8 protein-coding genes are annotated in these 16,746 nt (G+C 70.9%); 1 reads left to right on the forward strand and 7 read right to left on the reverse strand.

Annotation, left to right across the window (positions count from 1 at the left end; genetic code table 11):
- Positions 1–70: 70 nt before the first annotated feature.
- The 4 genes from G3576_RS25510 to G3576_RS25525 are packed head-to-tail and all read right to left on the reverse strand — an operon-like array spanning position 71 to position 9,143.
- Positions 71–3,163 carry an efflux RND transporter permease subunit gene (locus G3576_RS25510; protein ID WP_164697316.1) on the reverse strand — a complete coding sequence of 1,031 codons (3,093 nt, stop codon included), beginning with the start codon at positions 3,161–3,163 and terminating at the stop codon, positions 71–73.
- A 3-nt stretch (positions 3,164–3,166) separates the two neighbouring features.
- Complete coding sequence (locus G3576_RS25515; protein WP_164697317.1) at positions 3,167–6,280, reverse strand: efflux RND transporter permease subunit; 3,114 nt, start codon at positions 6,278–6,280, stop codon at positions 3,167–3,169.
- Positions 6,277–7,647, reverse strand: coding sequence for an efflux RND transporter periplasmic adaptor subunit (locus tag G3576_RS25520; RefSeq protein WP_164697318.1), 1,371 nt, complete (start codon positions 7,645–7,647; stop codon positions 6,277–6,279). The genes G3576_RS25515 and G3576_RS25520 overlap by 4 nt, the downstream gene beginning before the upstream one ends.
- The gene (locus G3576_RS25525; protein ID WP_164697319.1) at positions 7,644–9,143 is read right to left on the reverse strand and encodes an efflux transporter outer membrane subunit; all 1,500 of its coding nucleotides are present in this window, start codon (positions 9,141–9,143) and stop codon (positions 7,644–7,646) included. Before G3576_RS25525 ends, G3576_RS25520 begins: the two co-directional genes overlap by 4 nt.
- A 208-nt stretch (positions 9,144–9,351) precedes the next feature.
- Here G3576_RS25525 and G3576_RS25530 point away from each other — a divergent pair, with 208 nt between their 5' ends.
- A complete protein-coding gene (locus G3576_RS25530; protein WP_164697320.1) occupies positions 9,352–10,338 on the forward strand; it encodes a Bug family tripartite tricarboxylate transporter substrate binding protein in 987 nt (328 codons plus the stop codon).
- 15 nt (positions 10,339–10,353) lie between these two features.
- Here G3576_RS25530 and G3576_RS32660 read toward each other — a convergent pair whose 3' ends face one another.
- From G3576_RS32660 to G3576_RS25545, 3 genes are all read right to left on the reverse strand, one after another.
- Positions 10,354–11,943, reverse strand: a complete 1,590-nt coding sequence (locus tag G3576_RS32660; protein ID WP_164697321.1) for a GMC family oxidoreductase — start codon at positions 11,941–11,943, stop codon at positions 10,354–10,356.
- A 124-nt stretch (positions 11,944–12,067) separates the two neighbouring features.
- The gene (locus G3576_RS25540; protein WP_164697322.1) at positions 12,068–15,220 is read right to left on the reverse strand and encodes an efflux RND transporter permease subunit; all 3,153 of its coding nucleotides are present in this window, start codon (positions 15,218–15,220) and stop codon (positions 12,068–12,070) included.
- 163 nt (positions 15,221–15,383) lie between these two features.
- Entirely contained in the window at positions 15,384–16,598 is a 1,215-nt protein-coding gene (locus tag G3576_RS25545; protein WP_235952447.1) for an efflux RND transporter periplasmic adaptor subunit, read from the reverse strand.
- Positions 16,599–16,746 lie beyond the last annotated feature (148 nt).

Raw genomic sequence — 16,746 nt, forward strand, 5'->3', positions numbered from 1 at the left:
GACCGCACTCGACCGCGGCGCCTCAACCCTTCAACGCCCTTGCATCGAAGGGGCCGTCCACACAGGTCACTCAGGCCCTCGCCGTCAGCGCGGGCAGCTTCTCCCGCTTCGCGCCCGCCAGGCGTTCCAGCCCCAGATAGACGGCCGGCGTGGTGTAGAGCGTCAGCAACTGGGACACGATCAGCCCGCCGATGATGGTGATGCCCAGCGGCTGGCGCAGCTCCGCCCCCGGGCCGGTCGCCAGCGCCAGCGGCAGCGCGCCGAACAGCGCGGCCAGCGTCGTCATCAGGATGGGGCGGAAGCGTTCGCGGCAGGCTTCCAGGATCGCCGTCATGCCACCCTCGCCGCCCTCGCGCTCATGCTCCAGCGCGAAGTCCACCATCATGATGGCGTTCTTCTTCACGATGCCCATCAGCAGGATCACGCCGATCAGCGCGATGATGGTGAAGGGCGTGTTGGTGGCCAGCAGTGCCAGCAGCGCGCCGACGCCCGCGGTCGGGATGGTGGAGATGATGGTCAGCGGGTGGATCAGGCTTTCGTAGAGCACGCCGAGCACGATGTAGATCGCGACCAGCGCCGCCAGGATCAGCAGCGGCAGGCCAGACTGGAAGTTCTGGAAGGCGCGCGCATTGCCCGCGAATTCGCCCCTGATGCTGCCCGGCATCTGGATGTCGAGCACCGCGCGCTCCACCAGCGCCGCCGCCTGGCCGAGCGTCGCACCCTCTCCGAGGTTGAAGCTGATGGTGGCGGCGGGGAAGAGCCCCTGGTGGGTGATGGAGCGCGGCGCCACGGTGCGTTCCAGCCGCACCAGCGACCCCAGCGGCACCGGCCCCGCGCTGCCCGGCACGAAGATGCGCTGAAGGCTCTCGGGATCCTCGGTCAGCACGGGGTCCACCTCCAGCACCACGCGGTACTGGTTGCGGGCACGGTAGATGGTGGAGACCTGGCGCTGCGCGAAGGCGTTGTTCAGCGCGCCGCCCAGCGCGGAGATCGAGACCCCGAGACGGGCCGCGGCATCCCGATCGATGACGAGGCGGGAGACGAGGCCCGTGCGCTGCTGGTCGGAAGAGACATCCGCCACCTGCGGCAGCGTGCGCAGCTGCTGCACCAGTCGCTCGCTCCAGACGCCGAGCTCCTCCAGGTCCGGCGTCAGCAGGACATACTGGTAGGACCCGCTGCTCGACCGCCCGCCGATGTTGATGTCCTGCACGGGGCGCAGGAAGGTCTGCAGTCCGGTGATCCGCGCCAGCGGGCCGCGCAGCCGCGCGATCACGCCATCTGCATTCAGCCCAGGCCGATCCGCGGCCGGCTTCAGCGCGACCTGGATCCGGATGTTGCTGGAACTGCCGAAGAAGCCGCCACCACCCACGGAGGCCGAGGCGCTCTCTACCGCCGGATCGGCGCGCAGCACCTCCATCAGGCGCTGCTGGTAGACCACCATCTGCTGGAAGGAGGTATCGGCCTGCGCCTGGGCGGAGCCCTGCAGAAGGCCGGAATCCTGAGCCGGGATGAAGCCCTTGGGCACCACCGTGTAGAGCCAGACCGTCAGCACGACGAGGCCGATGTTGAACAGCCAGGTCAGCACGCGGAAGCGGAGAACCACCACCAGGCTCTTCATGTAGCCGCGCACGATCCAGTCCAGGGTCGCCTCGATGGCGCGGCCGACACGGCCTTCCGGCTTCGGCTCCGCACGGGCCAGATGTGCGGCCAGCATGGGCGTCACGGTGAGCGACACGACGGCCGAGATGGCGACGGCGATGGAGAGCGTCGCCGCGAATTCGCGGAACATCCGGCCCACGATCCCGCCCATGAAGAGCAGCGGGATGAAGACCGCGATCAGCGACAGGCTCATCGACACGACGGTGAAGCCGATCTGCCGCGCCCCCTCCAGCGCCGCCTTCATCGGCCGCATGCCGCGTTCCTGCATGCGGGCCATGTTCTCGATCATCACGATGGCATCGTCGACCACGAAGCCGACCGAGATGGTGAGCGCCATCAGCGAGAGGTTGTTCAGCGAATACCCCACCATCCACATGACGCCGAGCGTGCCGAGCAGCGACAGCGGCACCGCGATGCCGGCGGCGAACAGGGCGGAGGGCTTGCGCAGGAAGACGGCCACCACCAGCACCACCAGGACGATGCTGATGATCAGCGTGTGCTGGACTTCGGCGACGGAGGCGCGGATCGTCTCCGACCGGTCGCGCATGATGGTGACGTCGACGCCGGCGGGCATCCAGCGCTGCAGGTCCGGCAGCAGGGCGCGGATGCCGTCCACCACCTCCAGCACATTGGCGTCGGCCTGCTTGAAGATGGTCAGGATCACGGCGGGCTGGCCGTTGAAGAGGCCGGATTGCCGTCGGTCCCGCGCGCCCTGCTCCACCCGCGCGATGCTGTCCAGCCGCACCATCGCGCCATTGGCCTGGCGGACGATGATGGCGCCGAATTCGGATGCATCCTGCAGCCGGTCATTCACGCTGATGGCGGCCGACTGCTCCGGACCTTCCAGCATGCCGGTGGCCTGCGTCACGTTCGCGGCGGTGATGGCGGTGCGGATCTGGTCGAGCGAAACGCCCGCCGCCGTTGCCGCGGCGGGATTGACCGCGACGCGGATCGCGGGCTGCTCGGCACCCGCGATGTTGACCTGCGCCGTGCCATCCACCTGCGACAGCCGCGGCACCACCACATTGTCGGCGGCGTCATAGAGCTGCCCTGGAGTCAGCGTGCGTGAGGTCAGCACCAGGATCAGCACAGGCGCATCGCCCGGGTTCAACTTGCGGAAGGTCGGCGTGTTGGTCAGGCCGGAGGGAAGGTCTGACATCGCGGCATTGATCGCCGCCTGCACATCCCTCGCGGCGGAAGCGATGGAGCGGCTGAGGTCGAACTGGATGATGACAGTGGCGCTGCCGAGGCTGGAGGTGGAGGTCAGCTCCGTGACCCCCGGTATCTCACCCAGCCTCCGTTCAAGTGGTGCCGCCACGGAAGACGCCATGATGGCGGGATCGGCGCCGGGCTGGCTGGCGCTGACGGCGATGGTCGGGAAATCCACGCGCGGCAGCGGCGCGACGGGCAGGTTGAAGTAGGCCACCAGCCCCGCCAGCGCCAACCCGATGGCCAGCAGCGTGGTGCCGATGGGCCGCGCGATGAAGGGGGCGGAGATCGACACGCGCTACTCCGCCGCCGCCGGTGCCGCGCCCCGGAAGCGCCGCGCCACCCAGCCCCGCAGATCCTCCAGCGCCAGGTAGATGACCGGCGTCGTGTAGAGCGTGATCACCTGGCTCAGCAGCAGCCCGCCGATGACGGACACGCCGAGCGGCAGCCGAAGCTCCGACCCCGCGCCATGCCCCAGCACCAGCGGCACGGCGCCGAGCAGGGCGGCCATCGTCGTCATCATGATGGGGCGGAAGCGCAGCAGGCAGGCTTCCCGGATCGCATCGCGCGGCGACATGCCGTGGTCCCGCTGCGCCTCCAGCGCGAAGTCGATCATCATGATCGCGTTCTTCTTCACGATGCCCATCAGCAGCACGATGCCGATGAGGCCGAGCACGGAAAGGTCGAGCCCGAACATCATCAGCCCCAGCAGCGCGCCGATGCCGGCGGAGGGCAGGGTGGAGAGGATGGTGATGGGGTGGACGACGCTTTCGTAGAGCACGCCGAGCACGATGTAGATGACGATGACGGCGGCCAGGATCAGCCAGCCCTGCCCGGCCAGCGATCGGTCGAATTCCGCCGCATCGCCGCCGAAGCTGCCCTGCATCGTGTCGGGCATGCCGAGCCTGGCCTGCATCGCCCGGATCGCCGTCACGGCCTGGCCGAGCGAGGCATCGGGCGCGAGGTTGAAGCTGAAGGTCACGGCCGGAAACTGGTCCTGCCGCGTGATGGTCAGCGGCCCGCTTGCCCGCGTGATGGTCGCGATCTCCGCCAGCGGGATCTGCGCCGCGATGCCGTTCGTCGCCGTGCCAGGCACGCGCAGCAGGCCGATGGCGGCGGGATCGTTCACCTGGCGGGGATCGGCTTCCAGCACCACGCGGTACTGGTTCGCCTGGCCATAGATGGTGGAGATCTGCCGCTGGCCCAGCGCGTCATACAGCGTGTCGTCGATCGCCTGCATCGTGACGCCGAGCCGGGCGGCGCGGGCGCGGTCCACCTGCACCTGGATGCGCAGCCCGTCATCCCGCTGGTCGCTCGCGACATCGCGGAGCTGCGGCAGATCCCGCAGCCCCGCCAGCAGGCGCGGTGCCCAGGCGCGCAACTCATCCGCCGCCGTGTCGGTCAGCGTGTACTGGTACTGCGTGCTGGAAGGGCGCGTGCCGATCTGGATGTCCTGCACGGGCTGGAGATAGGCGACGACCCCCGGGATGCGCTCGATCTGCGGCGCCAGCCGGTCGATGACCGTGGAGACATCGTCGCTGCGTTCCGCCCGCGGCCGCAGCACCGCGACCACGCGGCCGGTGTTCTGCGCGGCATTGACCGTGCCGGCGCCGGCGACTGAGGTCACGGCGACGACCTCCGCATCCCGCGCCACCACCTCCGCCACTTCCCGCTGCAGGGCGGACATGCGGGCGAAGGAGACATCCTGCGGCGCCTCGGTCGTGATGGCGATGATTCCGGTATCCTGCAGCGGAAGAAAGCCCTTCGGCATCACCACATAGAGCCAGACGGTGCCGCCGAGCGTCGCCACCGCGACGGCCAGCATCAGCCCCTCCCGCGCCAGGGCCCAGTCCAGCGTGCGGGCATAGAGGCGGCGCAGCCACTCGAAGCCGGCCTCGAAGGCGCGGTTCACCAGGCCCGGCTTCTCCTCCGCATGCGGGCGCAGCAGCAGGCCGCACATCATCGGCGTCAGCGTCAGCGACACGACCATGGAAACGAGGACGGCGACGGTGAGCACGATGGCGAATTCGCGGAACAGCCGCCCCACCACGCCCTCCATGAACAGCAGCGGGATGAAGACCGCGACGAGGGAGACGGTGAGGGAGACGATGGTGAAGCCGATCTGCTTCGCACCCTCGAAGGCTGCCTCCAGCGGCTTCTTGCCCCCCTCGATCAGGCGCACGATGTTCTCGATCATCACGATGGCGTCGTCCACGACGAAGCCGGTCGCGATCACGAGCGCCATCAGGGAGAGGTTGTCGAGCGAGAAGCCGAACAGCGCCATGATGCCGAAGGTGCCGACGATGGACAGCGGCAGCGCCACGCCCGGAACCACCGTGGCCCGCGCGCTGCGCAGGAACAGGTAGATCACCGCCACCACCAGCACGACGGACAGCACCAGCGTGAACTGCACCTCCTCCACCGAGGCGCGGATCGTCTCCGTCCGGTCGGAAACGACGGAAAGCGCGACACCGGCTGGCAGCGCGCGTTCCAGGTTGGACAGCTGCGCGCGCACCAGCTCCACCGTGCGCACGATGTTGGCGCCGGGCTGGCGCTGCACGTCGATCAGCACGGCGGGACGGCCATTGTACCAGGCGGCCGTCAGCGTGTTCTCCAGATCCTCCACCGCCGCACCGACATCGCGCAGCCGCACCGGCGCCTCGTCCCGCCAGGCGATGATGAGGTCGGCGAAGCCCGCCGGCGACGTCACCTGGTCATTGGCCATGACGGCGGAAGCCTGCTGCGGCCCGTCGATGGATCCCTTTGGCCCCGCGACATTGGCCGCGGCGACGGCGGTGCGCACGGTGGACATGCCGATGCCATAGGCCGCGAGGCGCTGCGGATCGACCTGCAGCCGCACCGCGGGGCGCATGTTGCCCTGCACCGCCACGCGTCCCACGCCCGTCACCTGCGACAGGCGCTGCGCCAGCAACGTGTCCACCACGTCGGACAGGCGCGCGGTCGGCAGGGTTTCCGACGTCAGCGCCAGGGTCATGATCGGCGGATCGGCCGGGTTCACCTTCTGGTAGGTCGGCGGGTAGGGCAGGGTGGAGGGCAGCGTGCCGCGCGCCGCGTTGATGGCGGATTGCACGTCCTGCGCCGCATCGTCGATGTCGCGGCCCAGGTTGAACTGCAGCGTGATGCGCGACACCGATGGCCCGCTGACGGACACCATCTCCGACAGCCCCGCGATCTGCGCGAGCTGCCGTTCCAGCGACGCCGTCACCAGGATGGCCACCGTGTCCGGCGATGCGCCGGGCAGTTGTGTCGTCACCTGGATGGTCGGGAAATCGACCTCCGGCAGCGACGACACCGGCAGGCGCAGATAGCCATAGAGGCCCGCCAGCAGCACCGCGACGGCCAGCAGGAAGGTCGCGATGGGCCGGGCGATGAAGGGGGAGGAGATGCTCATGGGCGCGCGGGCGCGGGCGCCGGGGCTTCGGCCGGGGGTGTCGCGGGGGCTGGTGCCGGGGCCTGCTGCGGCCGGCGGCGCGCCTGCGGCACCGAAGGCGGCGGCCTCACCGGCTCCGCCACCTGCACCGCGCTGCCATTCACCAGGCGCAGCGCGCCCGAGGTCACCGCACGCTCGCCCACGCGCATGCCGGCCAGCACCACCGCCTGGTTGCCCGCAATGGTGCCGAGCGTGATGTTGCGCTGCTCCACCGTGTTGTCGTCCCTGACCACGAAGGCGTAGGGGCCCTGCGGCCCGCGCTGCACGGCCACCAGCGGCAGCACGGTCACGCCCCGCAGCACCGCGACCTGGAGCCGCGTGTTGACGAAGGCGCCGGGCCAGAGGCGCTGGTCCTCATTCGGGAAGGTGGCCTTCAGCCGGATCGTGCCGGTCGCGCTGTCCACCTGGTTGTCGATGGTCACCAGCTGCCCGATGGGGTTCGGCGGCGCCGGCGTGCCATCGAGGCGCGGCGGCGCGAATTCCGCCAGCCGTGCCTCCACCGGCACCGGCCCCGCCGCCAGTGCCTGCATGACCTGCGGCAGGGTCTGCTGCGGCAGGGTGAAGTTCACCGTGATGGGCTTCAGCTGCGTCACCACCACGATGCCCGTGGTGGTGCCGGAGGAGACGAGGTTGCCGATATCCACCTGCCGCAGACCGACGCGCCCATCGATCGGTGAGCGGATCGTGGCGAAGTCCAGCTGGGTGCGCGCGGCCTCGATCGTCGCCTGGTCGTACTGCACCTGCGCTTCCAGCTGCGCCACCTGGGCGCGCTGCGTATCGACCGTCTGCTGGGACGTGCCGTTGCTGCGCAGCAGCTGCTGGTAGCGCGTCAGGTCCAGCCGCGCATTGGCCAGCTGCGCCTCCCGCTGCGCCTTGGTCGCCACCGCCTGGTCGAGCGAGGCCTGCAGGCTGCGCGGATCAAGCCGCACCAGCACATCGCCCGCCTTCACCTCCTGCCCCTCCCGGAACGCGATTTCCGTGATGCGGCCGGAAACCTGGGGCACGACGGTGATGGTGTTGGACGCCTGCACGGTGCCGAGGGCATCGAGCAGGATGGGCAGGTCCTCCACGCTGGCCGCGGCGGCCGTCACGGGGATGGCGGGCGCGCCGCCACCGGGGCGCCGGCCGCCGGGCTGGCCCGGGGGCGTGGGCGCCTGCGCGGCCGGCGCGAAGGGCGGCAGGCCGGTCTTCCAGGCGTAGAAGCCGGCACCACCACCGACCACGACCAGCCCCGCCAGCAGCCAGGGCCAGCGGCGCCGCCGCGGCGCGACCGGGGTGGCCAGCTTCGTCTCCGCCGGGGCGGGCGGGGTCTTCGGCACGTCGTTCATGGGCTCGGGCTGCCTCCGGCGTTAGGGCCGCCCCAGGGGCCGCCGTCTGGGCCGCCCCCTGGAGATGGCGTCGCGGCAGCCGCATCAAGGCTCCAGCCGCCGCCAAGCGCGGTGAACAATGCGGCAGCGGCCTGCAGCCGGCCGGTCTGTGCCTGCGCGAGCGCCGTGCGGGCGGAGAAGAGGCTGGTCTGCACGCTCAGCACCGTCAGCAGATCGACCGTGCCGGCACGCAGCTGCGCCTCCGCGATGTCATAGGCGCGCTGGGCGGCGGCGACGCGGGCGCGTTGCAATTCGACAAGTTCCGTATTCCAGCGAAGCGCGGCGAGGCTCGCCTCCGTATCCTCCAGCGCCGCCAGGATCGCCTGCTGGTAGTTGGCCAGCAGCTCCTCCCGCCTTGCGCGGAACTGGTCCACCTGGGCGCGCAGCGCGCCGCCATCGAAGATCGGCGCGGTCAGCCCCGCTGCCAGGCTGTAGAGGGTGGAGCCGGGCCGCAGCAGCAGGTCGAGCGCGGTGGCGCTCACGCCGCCCCGCGCGGTGAGCGCGATGGTCGGGAACAGCGCGGCCCGTGCGGCCGCCACATTCGCGTTCGCCGTCAGCAGATTCGCTTCCGCCAGCTGCACGTCGGGCCGCCGGGCCAGCACCTCCGAGGGCAGGCCCGCCGGCACTTCCGGCACGCGGATGGCGCCGATGCGCAAGGTCTCCACCACCATGTCGCCGGGGATGGTGCCGGTCAGCGTGCCGAGCGCCAGCGCGTTCTGGTCCGCCGTCAGCTGCAGCGGCGGGATGGCGGCGCGCTGCTGCGCCACCACCGTCTCCTGCTGCGCGACATCGAGGCCCGTGGCCGTGCCGGCCGCGATGCGGCTGCGCAGGATGCCGAGGTTGCGGGTGGCCACTTCCAGGTTGCCGCGCTGGATCTCCAGCTGTTCCCGCGCGCCGAGCAGGCTGAACAGCGCATTCGCCACGGCGGATTGCGTGGAGAGGGCGGTGACGCCGACGGCGTAGCGCGCGGCCGTGGCGCTGGATCGCGCGGCTTCCAGCGCCGCGCGGTTGCGGCCCCAGAAATCGACCTCGTAGCTCGCGGACACCGTGGCGCCGAAGCTGTTGCCGGCCTGCGCCGCGCTGCCGGGGTTGCGGTTGCCGGACCGGGATCGCCCGGCGGAGAGGTCGCCATCCACGGAGGGCAGCAGGGAGGCGCCGCTGATCCGCACCTGCGCATCCGCCTGGCGCACCCGTGCGGAGGCCGCGGCGAGGTCGAGATTGCCCGCCATGGCCGCCCGCATCAGCGCATCCAGCGGCGGCGCGCCGAATTCCCGCCACCAGGCGGCATCCGGCCAGGCCATGGTGGCGGGGGGCGCGGCGGTGGCCGGCGCGCGGCTGAACAGGGCGGGCAGGCGCAAGCCGGAGGAAGCCGGTTCGATGCGCGGCGCGCAGCCGGCGGTCAACGCCAGCGCCGCCAGGGCACCACGACGCGAAAGGCGGGGGAGGGGATCTGTCATGCGGCGCCCAGGATACGCCTGTTCCCGGCAATCGGCATGCGGCGCGTCATGGGCGGTGTTCGGCATCGCCCGTGATGTCGCGCGCCCACCGCCCTGGCGCCAGCCTCCTTTGGCAACGAAGCGTTGCGGGCACGGAGACGGTTGACACTCTCAACCATTACGCCCGACCATCGTCGCAATGGGCCGCATGAGCCCGGAGGAGACGACGATGAAGGTCACCCACCCCGGCGCCATCACGCGCCGGCTCGCCCTGCTCGGCACCGGTTCGATCCTGGCGGCGCCCGCGGTGGCGCAGCAGGGCTTTCCCAACCGCGCGATCCGCCTGATCATCCCCTGGACGCCAGGCGGCACCACCGATGTCGTGTTCCGGGTGCTCGCCACGGCGGCGACGCGCGAACTCGGCCAGAACGTCGTGATCGAGAACCGCAGCGGCGCCGGCGGCGTGCTGGCGGCGCAGTTCCTGGCCTCCGGCCAGGCGCGGCCGGATGGCTATACGCTCGCGCAGTCGCATATGGGCACGATCCGCCAGCCCTTCATGCGGCGCAGCCTGTCCTACGACCCGGTCAACGACATCACCTACATCATCCGCCTGTCCGGCTACATGCTGGGCATGGTCGTGAACTCCAGGAGTTCTTGGACGGATTGGGCCAGCTTCGTGGCGCATGCCCGCGCCAATCCGGACCGGCTGACCCATGGAAGCGTCGGCGTCGGATCGGACGGGCACGTCGTCTCCCACGTCGTCTTCGAACGGGCGGGCATCAAGCTGCAGCACGTGCCCTTCCGCGGCATCTCGGAGGCGCTGCTGGCGCTCCATGCCGGGCAGATCGATTGCGTCGGCGATGGCTCCGGCTGGGCGCCAGGCGTGGAGGCAGGCGACTTCCGGCTGCTGAATGTCTGGACGGAGGAACGCAGCCCGCGCTTCCCGCAGGCGCCGACGCTGAAGGAGCTCGGCATGGACATGGCCTTCACCGCGCCCTTCGGCATTTCCGGCCCGAAGAACATGGACCCCGGCATCGTCCGCGTGCTGCACGACGCCTTCCACAAGGCGCTGCTCGACCCCGCGCATCGGGAGATCATGCGCCGCTACGACCTGCCGCTGAGCTACCTGAACACCGCCGACTACACCGCCTTCATCCGGGAGGAGGCGCTGCGGGAGCGTGAGCTGGTCAACCGGCTCGGCCTGATCGCGGAGTGATCGACACGGGGAGCGTCACGCGCCGGACCTGAGCAGGAAATCGGCGCAGCGCTGCCCGATCATCACCGCGGCGGCGTTGGTATTGCCGCTGACCAGCGTCGGCATGACGGAGGCATCGGCGACGCGCAGCCGCGGCACGCCATGGACGCGGAGCTGCGGGTCCACCACCGCCATCGCATCCCGCCCCATGCGGCAGGTCCCGACGGGGTGGAAGACGGTCTTGCCGACCGTGCGCGCATGGTCCGCCAGCACCTCATCCGGCGCGTCATCGGCGGGAGAGGGCAGGATCTCCCGCTCGATCACCTTCGCCAGCGAGGGCGCGCGGAGGATGCGGCGGGACAGCTTCAGGCCGCGCACCAGCGTCGCGAGATCCTGCTCCGTCCCGAGCGCATTGGCGCGCAGCACCACCGGGTCCTGCACCCGCGCGCTGCGCAGCCTGACGCTGCCGCGGGAGGTGGGGCGCAGGATGCAGGGGTTGATGGTGATGCCGTGGCCCGCCGGCGCGGCGCGATGCACGTCGCCGACCAGCGTCGGCGTCAGGTGGATCTGCACATCGGGGCGGCCGCAGCCGCTGGTATCCACGAAGGCACCGGCCTCCACGATGTTGGAGGACAGCAGCCCCGACCGGGTCAGGATGTATTCCAGCCCATGCCGGATGGATCGCCAGCCCCGGTCATGCCCCAGCAGGCTCACGGCCTCCCGCGTCTGGCCATAGACGGAGGCGGAGATGTGGTCCTGGTAGTTCTCGCCCACGCCCGGCAGGTCGCGCCGCACGGTGATGCCATGTTCCGCCAGATGCGCCGCCGGCCCGATGCCGGAGAGCTGCAGCACCTTCGGCGATCCGATCCCGCCGGCGCAGAGGATCACCTCCTCCCGCGCCTCCGCCTGCTGCGTGCCGCCATCGGGGCCGCGCCAGCGCACGCCGGTGGCAGCGCCGTTCTCCACCAGGATGGCCTCGATCATCGCCTCGGTCCGGATGGTCAGGTTCGGCCGGCCGCGCACGGCGGCGAGGTAGGTGGCGGCGGTGCTGCCGCGCCGCCCCTCCATCGTCGTGGTCTGGAAGAAGCCCGCCCCTTCCTGCCGCGCGCCGTTGAAGTCATCGGTGTAGGGCACGCCCGCTTCCTGCGCGGCGCGGATGAAGGCGTAGCTCAGGGGATGGCGGTAGCGCGTGTCGGAGACGCGCAGCATTCCCTCCGTCCCGTGCCAGGGCGCGGCCAGGCGCTGGTTCGCCTCGGCGCGGATGAAGACGGGCAGCACATCCTCCCAGGCCCAACCTTCCGCGCCTTGCGCCGCCCAGTGGTCGTAATCCGCATGCTGGCCGCGAATGTAGATCATGGCATTGACGGAAGAGCCGCCGCCGAGCGTGCGCCCCTGCGGCACATGCATCGGCCGGCCCTTCAGCCCCGGCTCATCCTCCGATTTGTACATCCAGGTGCGGTGGGACCCGATGACGCGGACGAAGGTGCCGGGGATGTGGACGAAGGGATGGTTGTCCGGCTTACCGGCTTCCAGCAGCAGCACGCCCTTGCCGGCCGCGACCAGGCGCTGGGTGATGACGCAGCCGGCGGAGCCGCCGCCGATGACGATATAGTCGTAGCCCTGCACGGACCCGTTCCCCCCTGATGCCGCGGGCGCGCCGCAGCTTGGAGGGAAGGCTAGACCCGGTCGTTGACAGAGACAACCAATCCGGCTGGCGCAGCGGCCAGCCGGATCGGTGACGTCGAACCGCTCAATGCGCGGCCTGCACCCTGGGCTCCGCCTGGCGGCGCCGCGCCATGGCGCGGGCCACGACGTAGAAGACCGGCGTGAAGAGCAGGCCGCAGATCGTCACGCCGAGCATGCCGTAGAACACCGCGACACCCAGGCTCTGCCGCATCTCCGCCCCCGCGCCCGTTGCGACCGTCAGCGGCAGCACGCCGAGGATGAAGGCGAGGCTGGTCATCAGGATCGGCCTGAGGCGCGTGCGCGCCGCGGCCGCGGCCGCTTCCCAGCGGGACATCCCCTCCTCCTCCGCCGCGCGGGCGAATTCGACGATGAGGATGGCATTCTTCGCCGCCAGCCCGACCAGCACCACGAGGCCCACCTGCACCAGCACGTTGTTGTCGAGGCCCGCATGCAGCACGCCGAGCAGCGAGGCCAGCACCGACATCGGCGCGATCAGCACCACCGCCAGCGGCAGCAGCCAGCTTTCGTACATCGCCGCCAGCACCAGGAAGACGAACACGACGGCGAGCCCGAAGGCGATCGGCGCCGTATTGCCCGCGATGCGTTCCTGCAGCGCGATCTCCGTCCATTCGTAGCTGAAGCCCTCCGGCAGGTTCTTCAGCACCTGCTCCATCGCCGCGATGGCCTGGCCGGTCGAGACGCCCGGCATCGCGGCACCCTGGATCTCCGCCGCGGGGAACAGGTTGTAGCGCGGCACGCGATAGGGGCCGGAGGTCTCGTGGAAGGTCGCGATGGAGCCCATCGGCACCATCTGCCCGCTGTCGCTGCGCACGCGCAGCCGCGCGATATCCTCCACATCCATGCGGTGGCGCATGTCGGCCTGCGCCGTCACCCGCCAGGTGCGACCCAGCAGGTTGAAGTCGTTGACGAAGGCGGACCCCATGGTGATGCCCAGCGTCTCATGCACGCGGGAGATGGGGACGCCCAGCATCTCCGCCCGCGTGCGGTCGATCTCGGCGCGGATCTGCGGCGTCGCGGTGTTGAACAGGCTGAAGGCGAAGGCGATGCCCGGCGTGCCATTGGCCTGGCCCAGCACCTGCCACACCGCGCGTTCCAGCGCCTGCGGTCCGTGGCCCGCGCGGTCCTGGATCATCAGCTTGAAGCCGCCGCCGGTGCCGATGCCGGGGACCGAGGGCGGCGGGATCACCAGCACCTGCGCATCCTGGTCACCCATCAGCCTTCCCTGGAGCTGGCCCAGGATGTCGTTGCCGGACAGGCCGAGTGCGGCCCGTTCCTGGAAGGATTTGAGGCTGGCGAAGACCACGCCGGTATTGGGCGCGTTGGTGAAGGTCGCGCCGTCGAAGCCCACGAAGGCGACGGCGCTTTCCACGCCGGGTGCCGCCAGGATGGCGTCGGAGGCGCGCCGCACCACCGCATCCGTCCGGCTGAGGCTGGCGCCCGGCGGCAGCTGGAAGGCGGCGATGAAGTAGCCGCGGTCGAGCGGCGGGATCAGCCCGGTTGGCGTCGTCAGGACCGTCTGGCCGGTGAAGGCCAGCAGCCCGCCATAGATCAGCAGCAGGATCACCGGCAGCCGCACCAGCTTCTTCGTCAGCGCGCCATAGCCGAAGGACAGCCGGTCGAACACCGCGTTGAAGCCGCGGAAGAACAGCCGCACCGGCGCCCCGATGACGGAGGGCTTGCCATGCCCGTGCGGCTTCAGGAGCCGCGCCGCGAGCGCCGGCGACAGCGTCAGCGACACGATGGCCGAAAGCACCGTGGCGACCGAGATCGTCGCCGCGAACTGCTTGTAGAAGGCCCCAGAGATGCCGGCGATGAAGGCGGTCGGCAGGAAGACCGCGACCAGCACCAGCGCGATGGCGATCAGCGCGAAGCCCACCTCGTCCATCGTCTTCCGCGCGGCCTCCAGCGGGCTGAGACCCTCTGCCATGTGCCGTTCCGCATTCTCCACCACGACGATCGCGTCGTCGACGACGATGCCGATGGCCAGGATCAGGCCGAACATGGTCAGCGTGTTCAGCGTGAACCCCATGGCCAGCAGCACCGCGAAGGTGCCGATGACGGAGACCGGGATGGCCAGCAGCGGGATCACCGCCGCGCGCCAGTTCTGCAGGAACAGGATGACGACCAGCACCACCAGCACCACGGCCTCGGCGAAGGTGTGCAGCACCGCCTCCATGCTCTGCGCGATGAAGCGGGTCGGGTCATAGACCACGCTGTAGCCGATGCCGGAGGGGAAGGCGCCGGCCGCCTCCTCCATCGTCGCGCGCACCGCGGCGGCGGTCGCCAGCGCATTGCTGTCCGGCCGCTGGAAGATGACGATGGCGGTGGCGACCTGGTTGTTCAGCAGCGCGTTGACGGAGTAGTCCGCCGCGCCGATCTCCGTCCGCGCCACGTCGCGCAGCCGGATCGGCGCGCCATTGGCGCCGGTGCCCACGACCTGCTCGTCGAATTCCTCCGGGGAGGAGAGGCGGCCGCGCGCCTGCACGCTGATCTCGAAGGCCCCGGCCTCCGCCGCGCGGGGCGCCTGGCCGATGGCGCCGGCGGCCACCTGGGCATTGGCGCGGCGCAGCGCCTCCACCACCTCGCCCGGCGCCAGGCCGCGGGCCGAAAGACGGTCCGGGTCGAGCCAGACGCGCATCGCATAGTCCCGCGCGCCGAAGACCTGCGCATCGCCCACGCCTTCCAGCCGCGTCAGCCGGTCCTTGATGGCGAGCGTCGCGTAGTTGGAGACGTATTCCGGGCTGCGGCTGCCATCGGGCGAGGTCATGTGCACGACCATCAGCAGGTCGGGCGAGGCCTTGCGCACGGTGATGCCGAGGCGCCGCACCTCCTCCGGCAGGCGCGGTTCCGCGATGGCGACGCGGTTCTGCACCAGCACCTGCGCCTGGTCCACATTGGTGCCCTGGCGGAAGACGACGCTGATGGCGAGCCGCCCATCGCCCGTGGATTGGGAGGAGAGGTAGAGCATCCCGTCCACCCCGTTCACCTCCTGCTCGATCGGCCCCGCGACGGTCTGCGCGATGGTCTCGGCGGAGGCGCCGGGATAGCTGGCGGTGACCTGCACCGTCGGCGGCGCGATGTCGGGGTATTCTGCGATCGGCAGCCGGAAGGCGGCGATGGCACCGACCAGCGTGATGGCGATGGACAGTACCGCCGCGAAGACCGGGCGGTCGATGAAGAAGCGGGCGAGCCGCATGGGATCGGACTTTCGGCGGAGGTGAAACTAATGTTGCGGACCGGGCATCAGCCCGGTCCGAGCGCCCGAACGGGCGCCGCGGCCGGTGCCGCGAAGCCAAGCGGCCGGAGGCCGCGCGTCACGCCGGAGGCGTGCCTTCGGCACGACACGTCTGAGGGAGTCACTATCGTGCGGAGGCGATGGGGCTCGGCCCGATGCGGCCCTGCTCGGCCGTCACGCGGGTGCCCGGCCGGGCGCGGTGCAGGCCGCCGATGATCACGCGATCCTCCGGCGCCAGGCCGCTGCGCACCACGCGCAGCCCCTCCACCAACGGGCCGAGCTGCACCGGGCGCGGCATCACCGTGCCGTCCGCCCCCACCGTCAGCACCGCGCGGCCGGACTGGTCGGCGACGATGGCGGCATCCGGCACCAGCAGCGCCTGGCCTTCGCCCGCGAACAGCCGCAGCCGCGCGAAGCCGCCCGGCGTCAGCAGCAGGTCCGGGTTCGCCACCACGGCGCGGCCGCGGATGGTGCCGCTGCGCGCATCGAAGGCGCTGTCCACGAAGTCGAGCCCGCCCTCATGGCTGAACTCGGCCTCATCCAGCAGGCGCAGCTGCACCCGCAGCCCGCCCGCCTCCCGCAGCCCGCCGCGCGCGGCGCGGGCGTAGCGGAGGTACTGCGCCTCGCTGGCGTCGAAGCTGGCATAGACGGGGTCGAGCGCCAGCAGCGTCGTCAGCAGGCTCTGCCCGGCCTGCACCAGATTGCCGGCATCGACCCGCCGGTCGCTGACGCGCCCGCCACGCGGGGCGCGGACCTCTGTGAAGGTCAGGTCCAGCTCCGCCTGGCGCAGCGCCGCGCGCGCCGCCAGCAGCCCGGCCTGCGCTTCCCGCAGCGCGCTGCGGCGGGTGTCCATCTCGGACTCAGGGGCGATGCGCTGGGCGGTCAGCGGGCCGTAGCGCTGCACCTGCTGCTCCGCCAGCGTCAGCCGCGCCTCCGCCCGCGCCAGCTCCGCCCGCGCGCTGTCCACCGCGATCTGGAAGGGGCGCTGGTCGATGGTGAAGAGCAGCGCGCCCGCCGGCACCAGCGCGCCGTCGCGGAAATGCACCGCCTCCACCTGGCCTGACACCCGAGGGCGGATCTCCACCCGGGCGGAGGGTTCGATCCGGGCGGTATGCTCGTCCCATTGCGCGACGGCGCGGGACAGCGGCGTGGCGGCGGTGACGGTCGGGGGAGCGCCGCCCTGCGCGGCGGCGGGGCTGGTCAGGGCGGTGGCGGCCATCAGGCCGACCGCGGTGGCGCCGCCCATCAGCGCGCCACGGGCCTGGATGCGGTCCAGCCAATCGAGCCACAGATTCCCGCGAGGTTCCGCGGGCTGGCCCTTGTCCTGGGGAGGGATCATGGCAATCTCCGGGGCCGGATGATACCGACCGGTTCGTCTCATAGTGTAAGTGACCGGTCAGTATCATCAAGCCCCCACGCCCACCCCACGAAAGCGTGAGGAAAACCGCGAGGCTTCCTGGCAGCTTTGCCCGCCAGGACGGCAGGAG

The organism is Falsiroseomonas algicola, assembly GCF_011040385.1.
GTDB lineage: Bacteria > Pseudomonadota > Alphaproteobacteria > Acetobacterales > Acetobacteraceae > Falsiroseomonas > Falsiroseomonas algicola.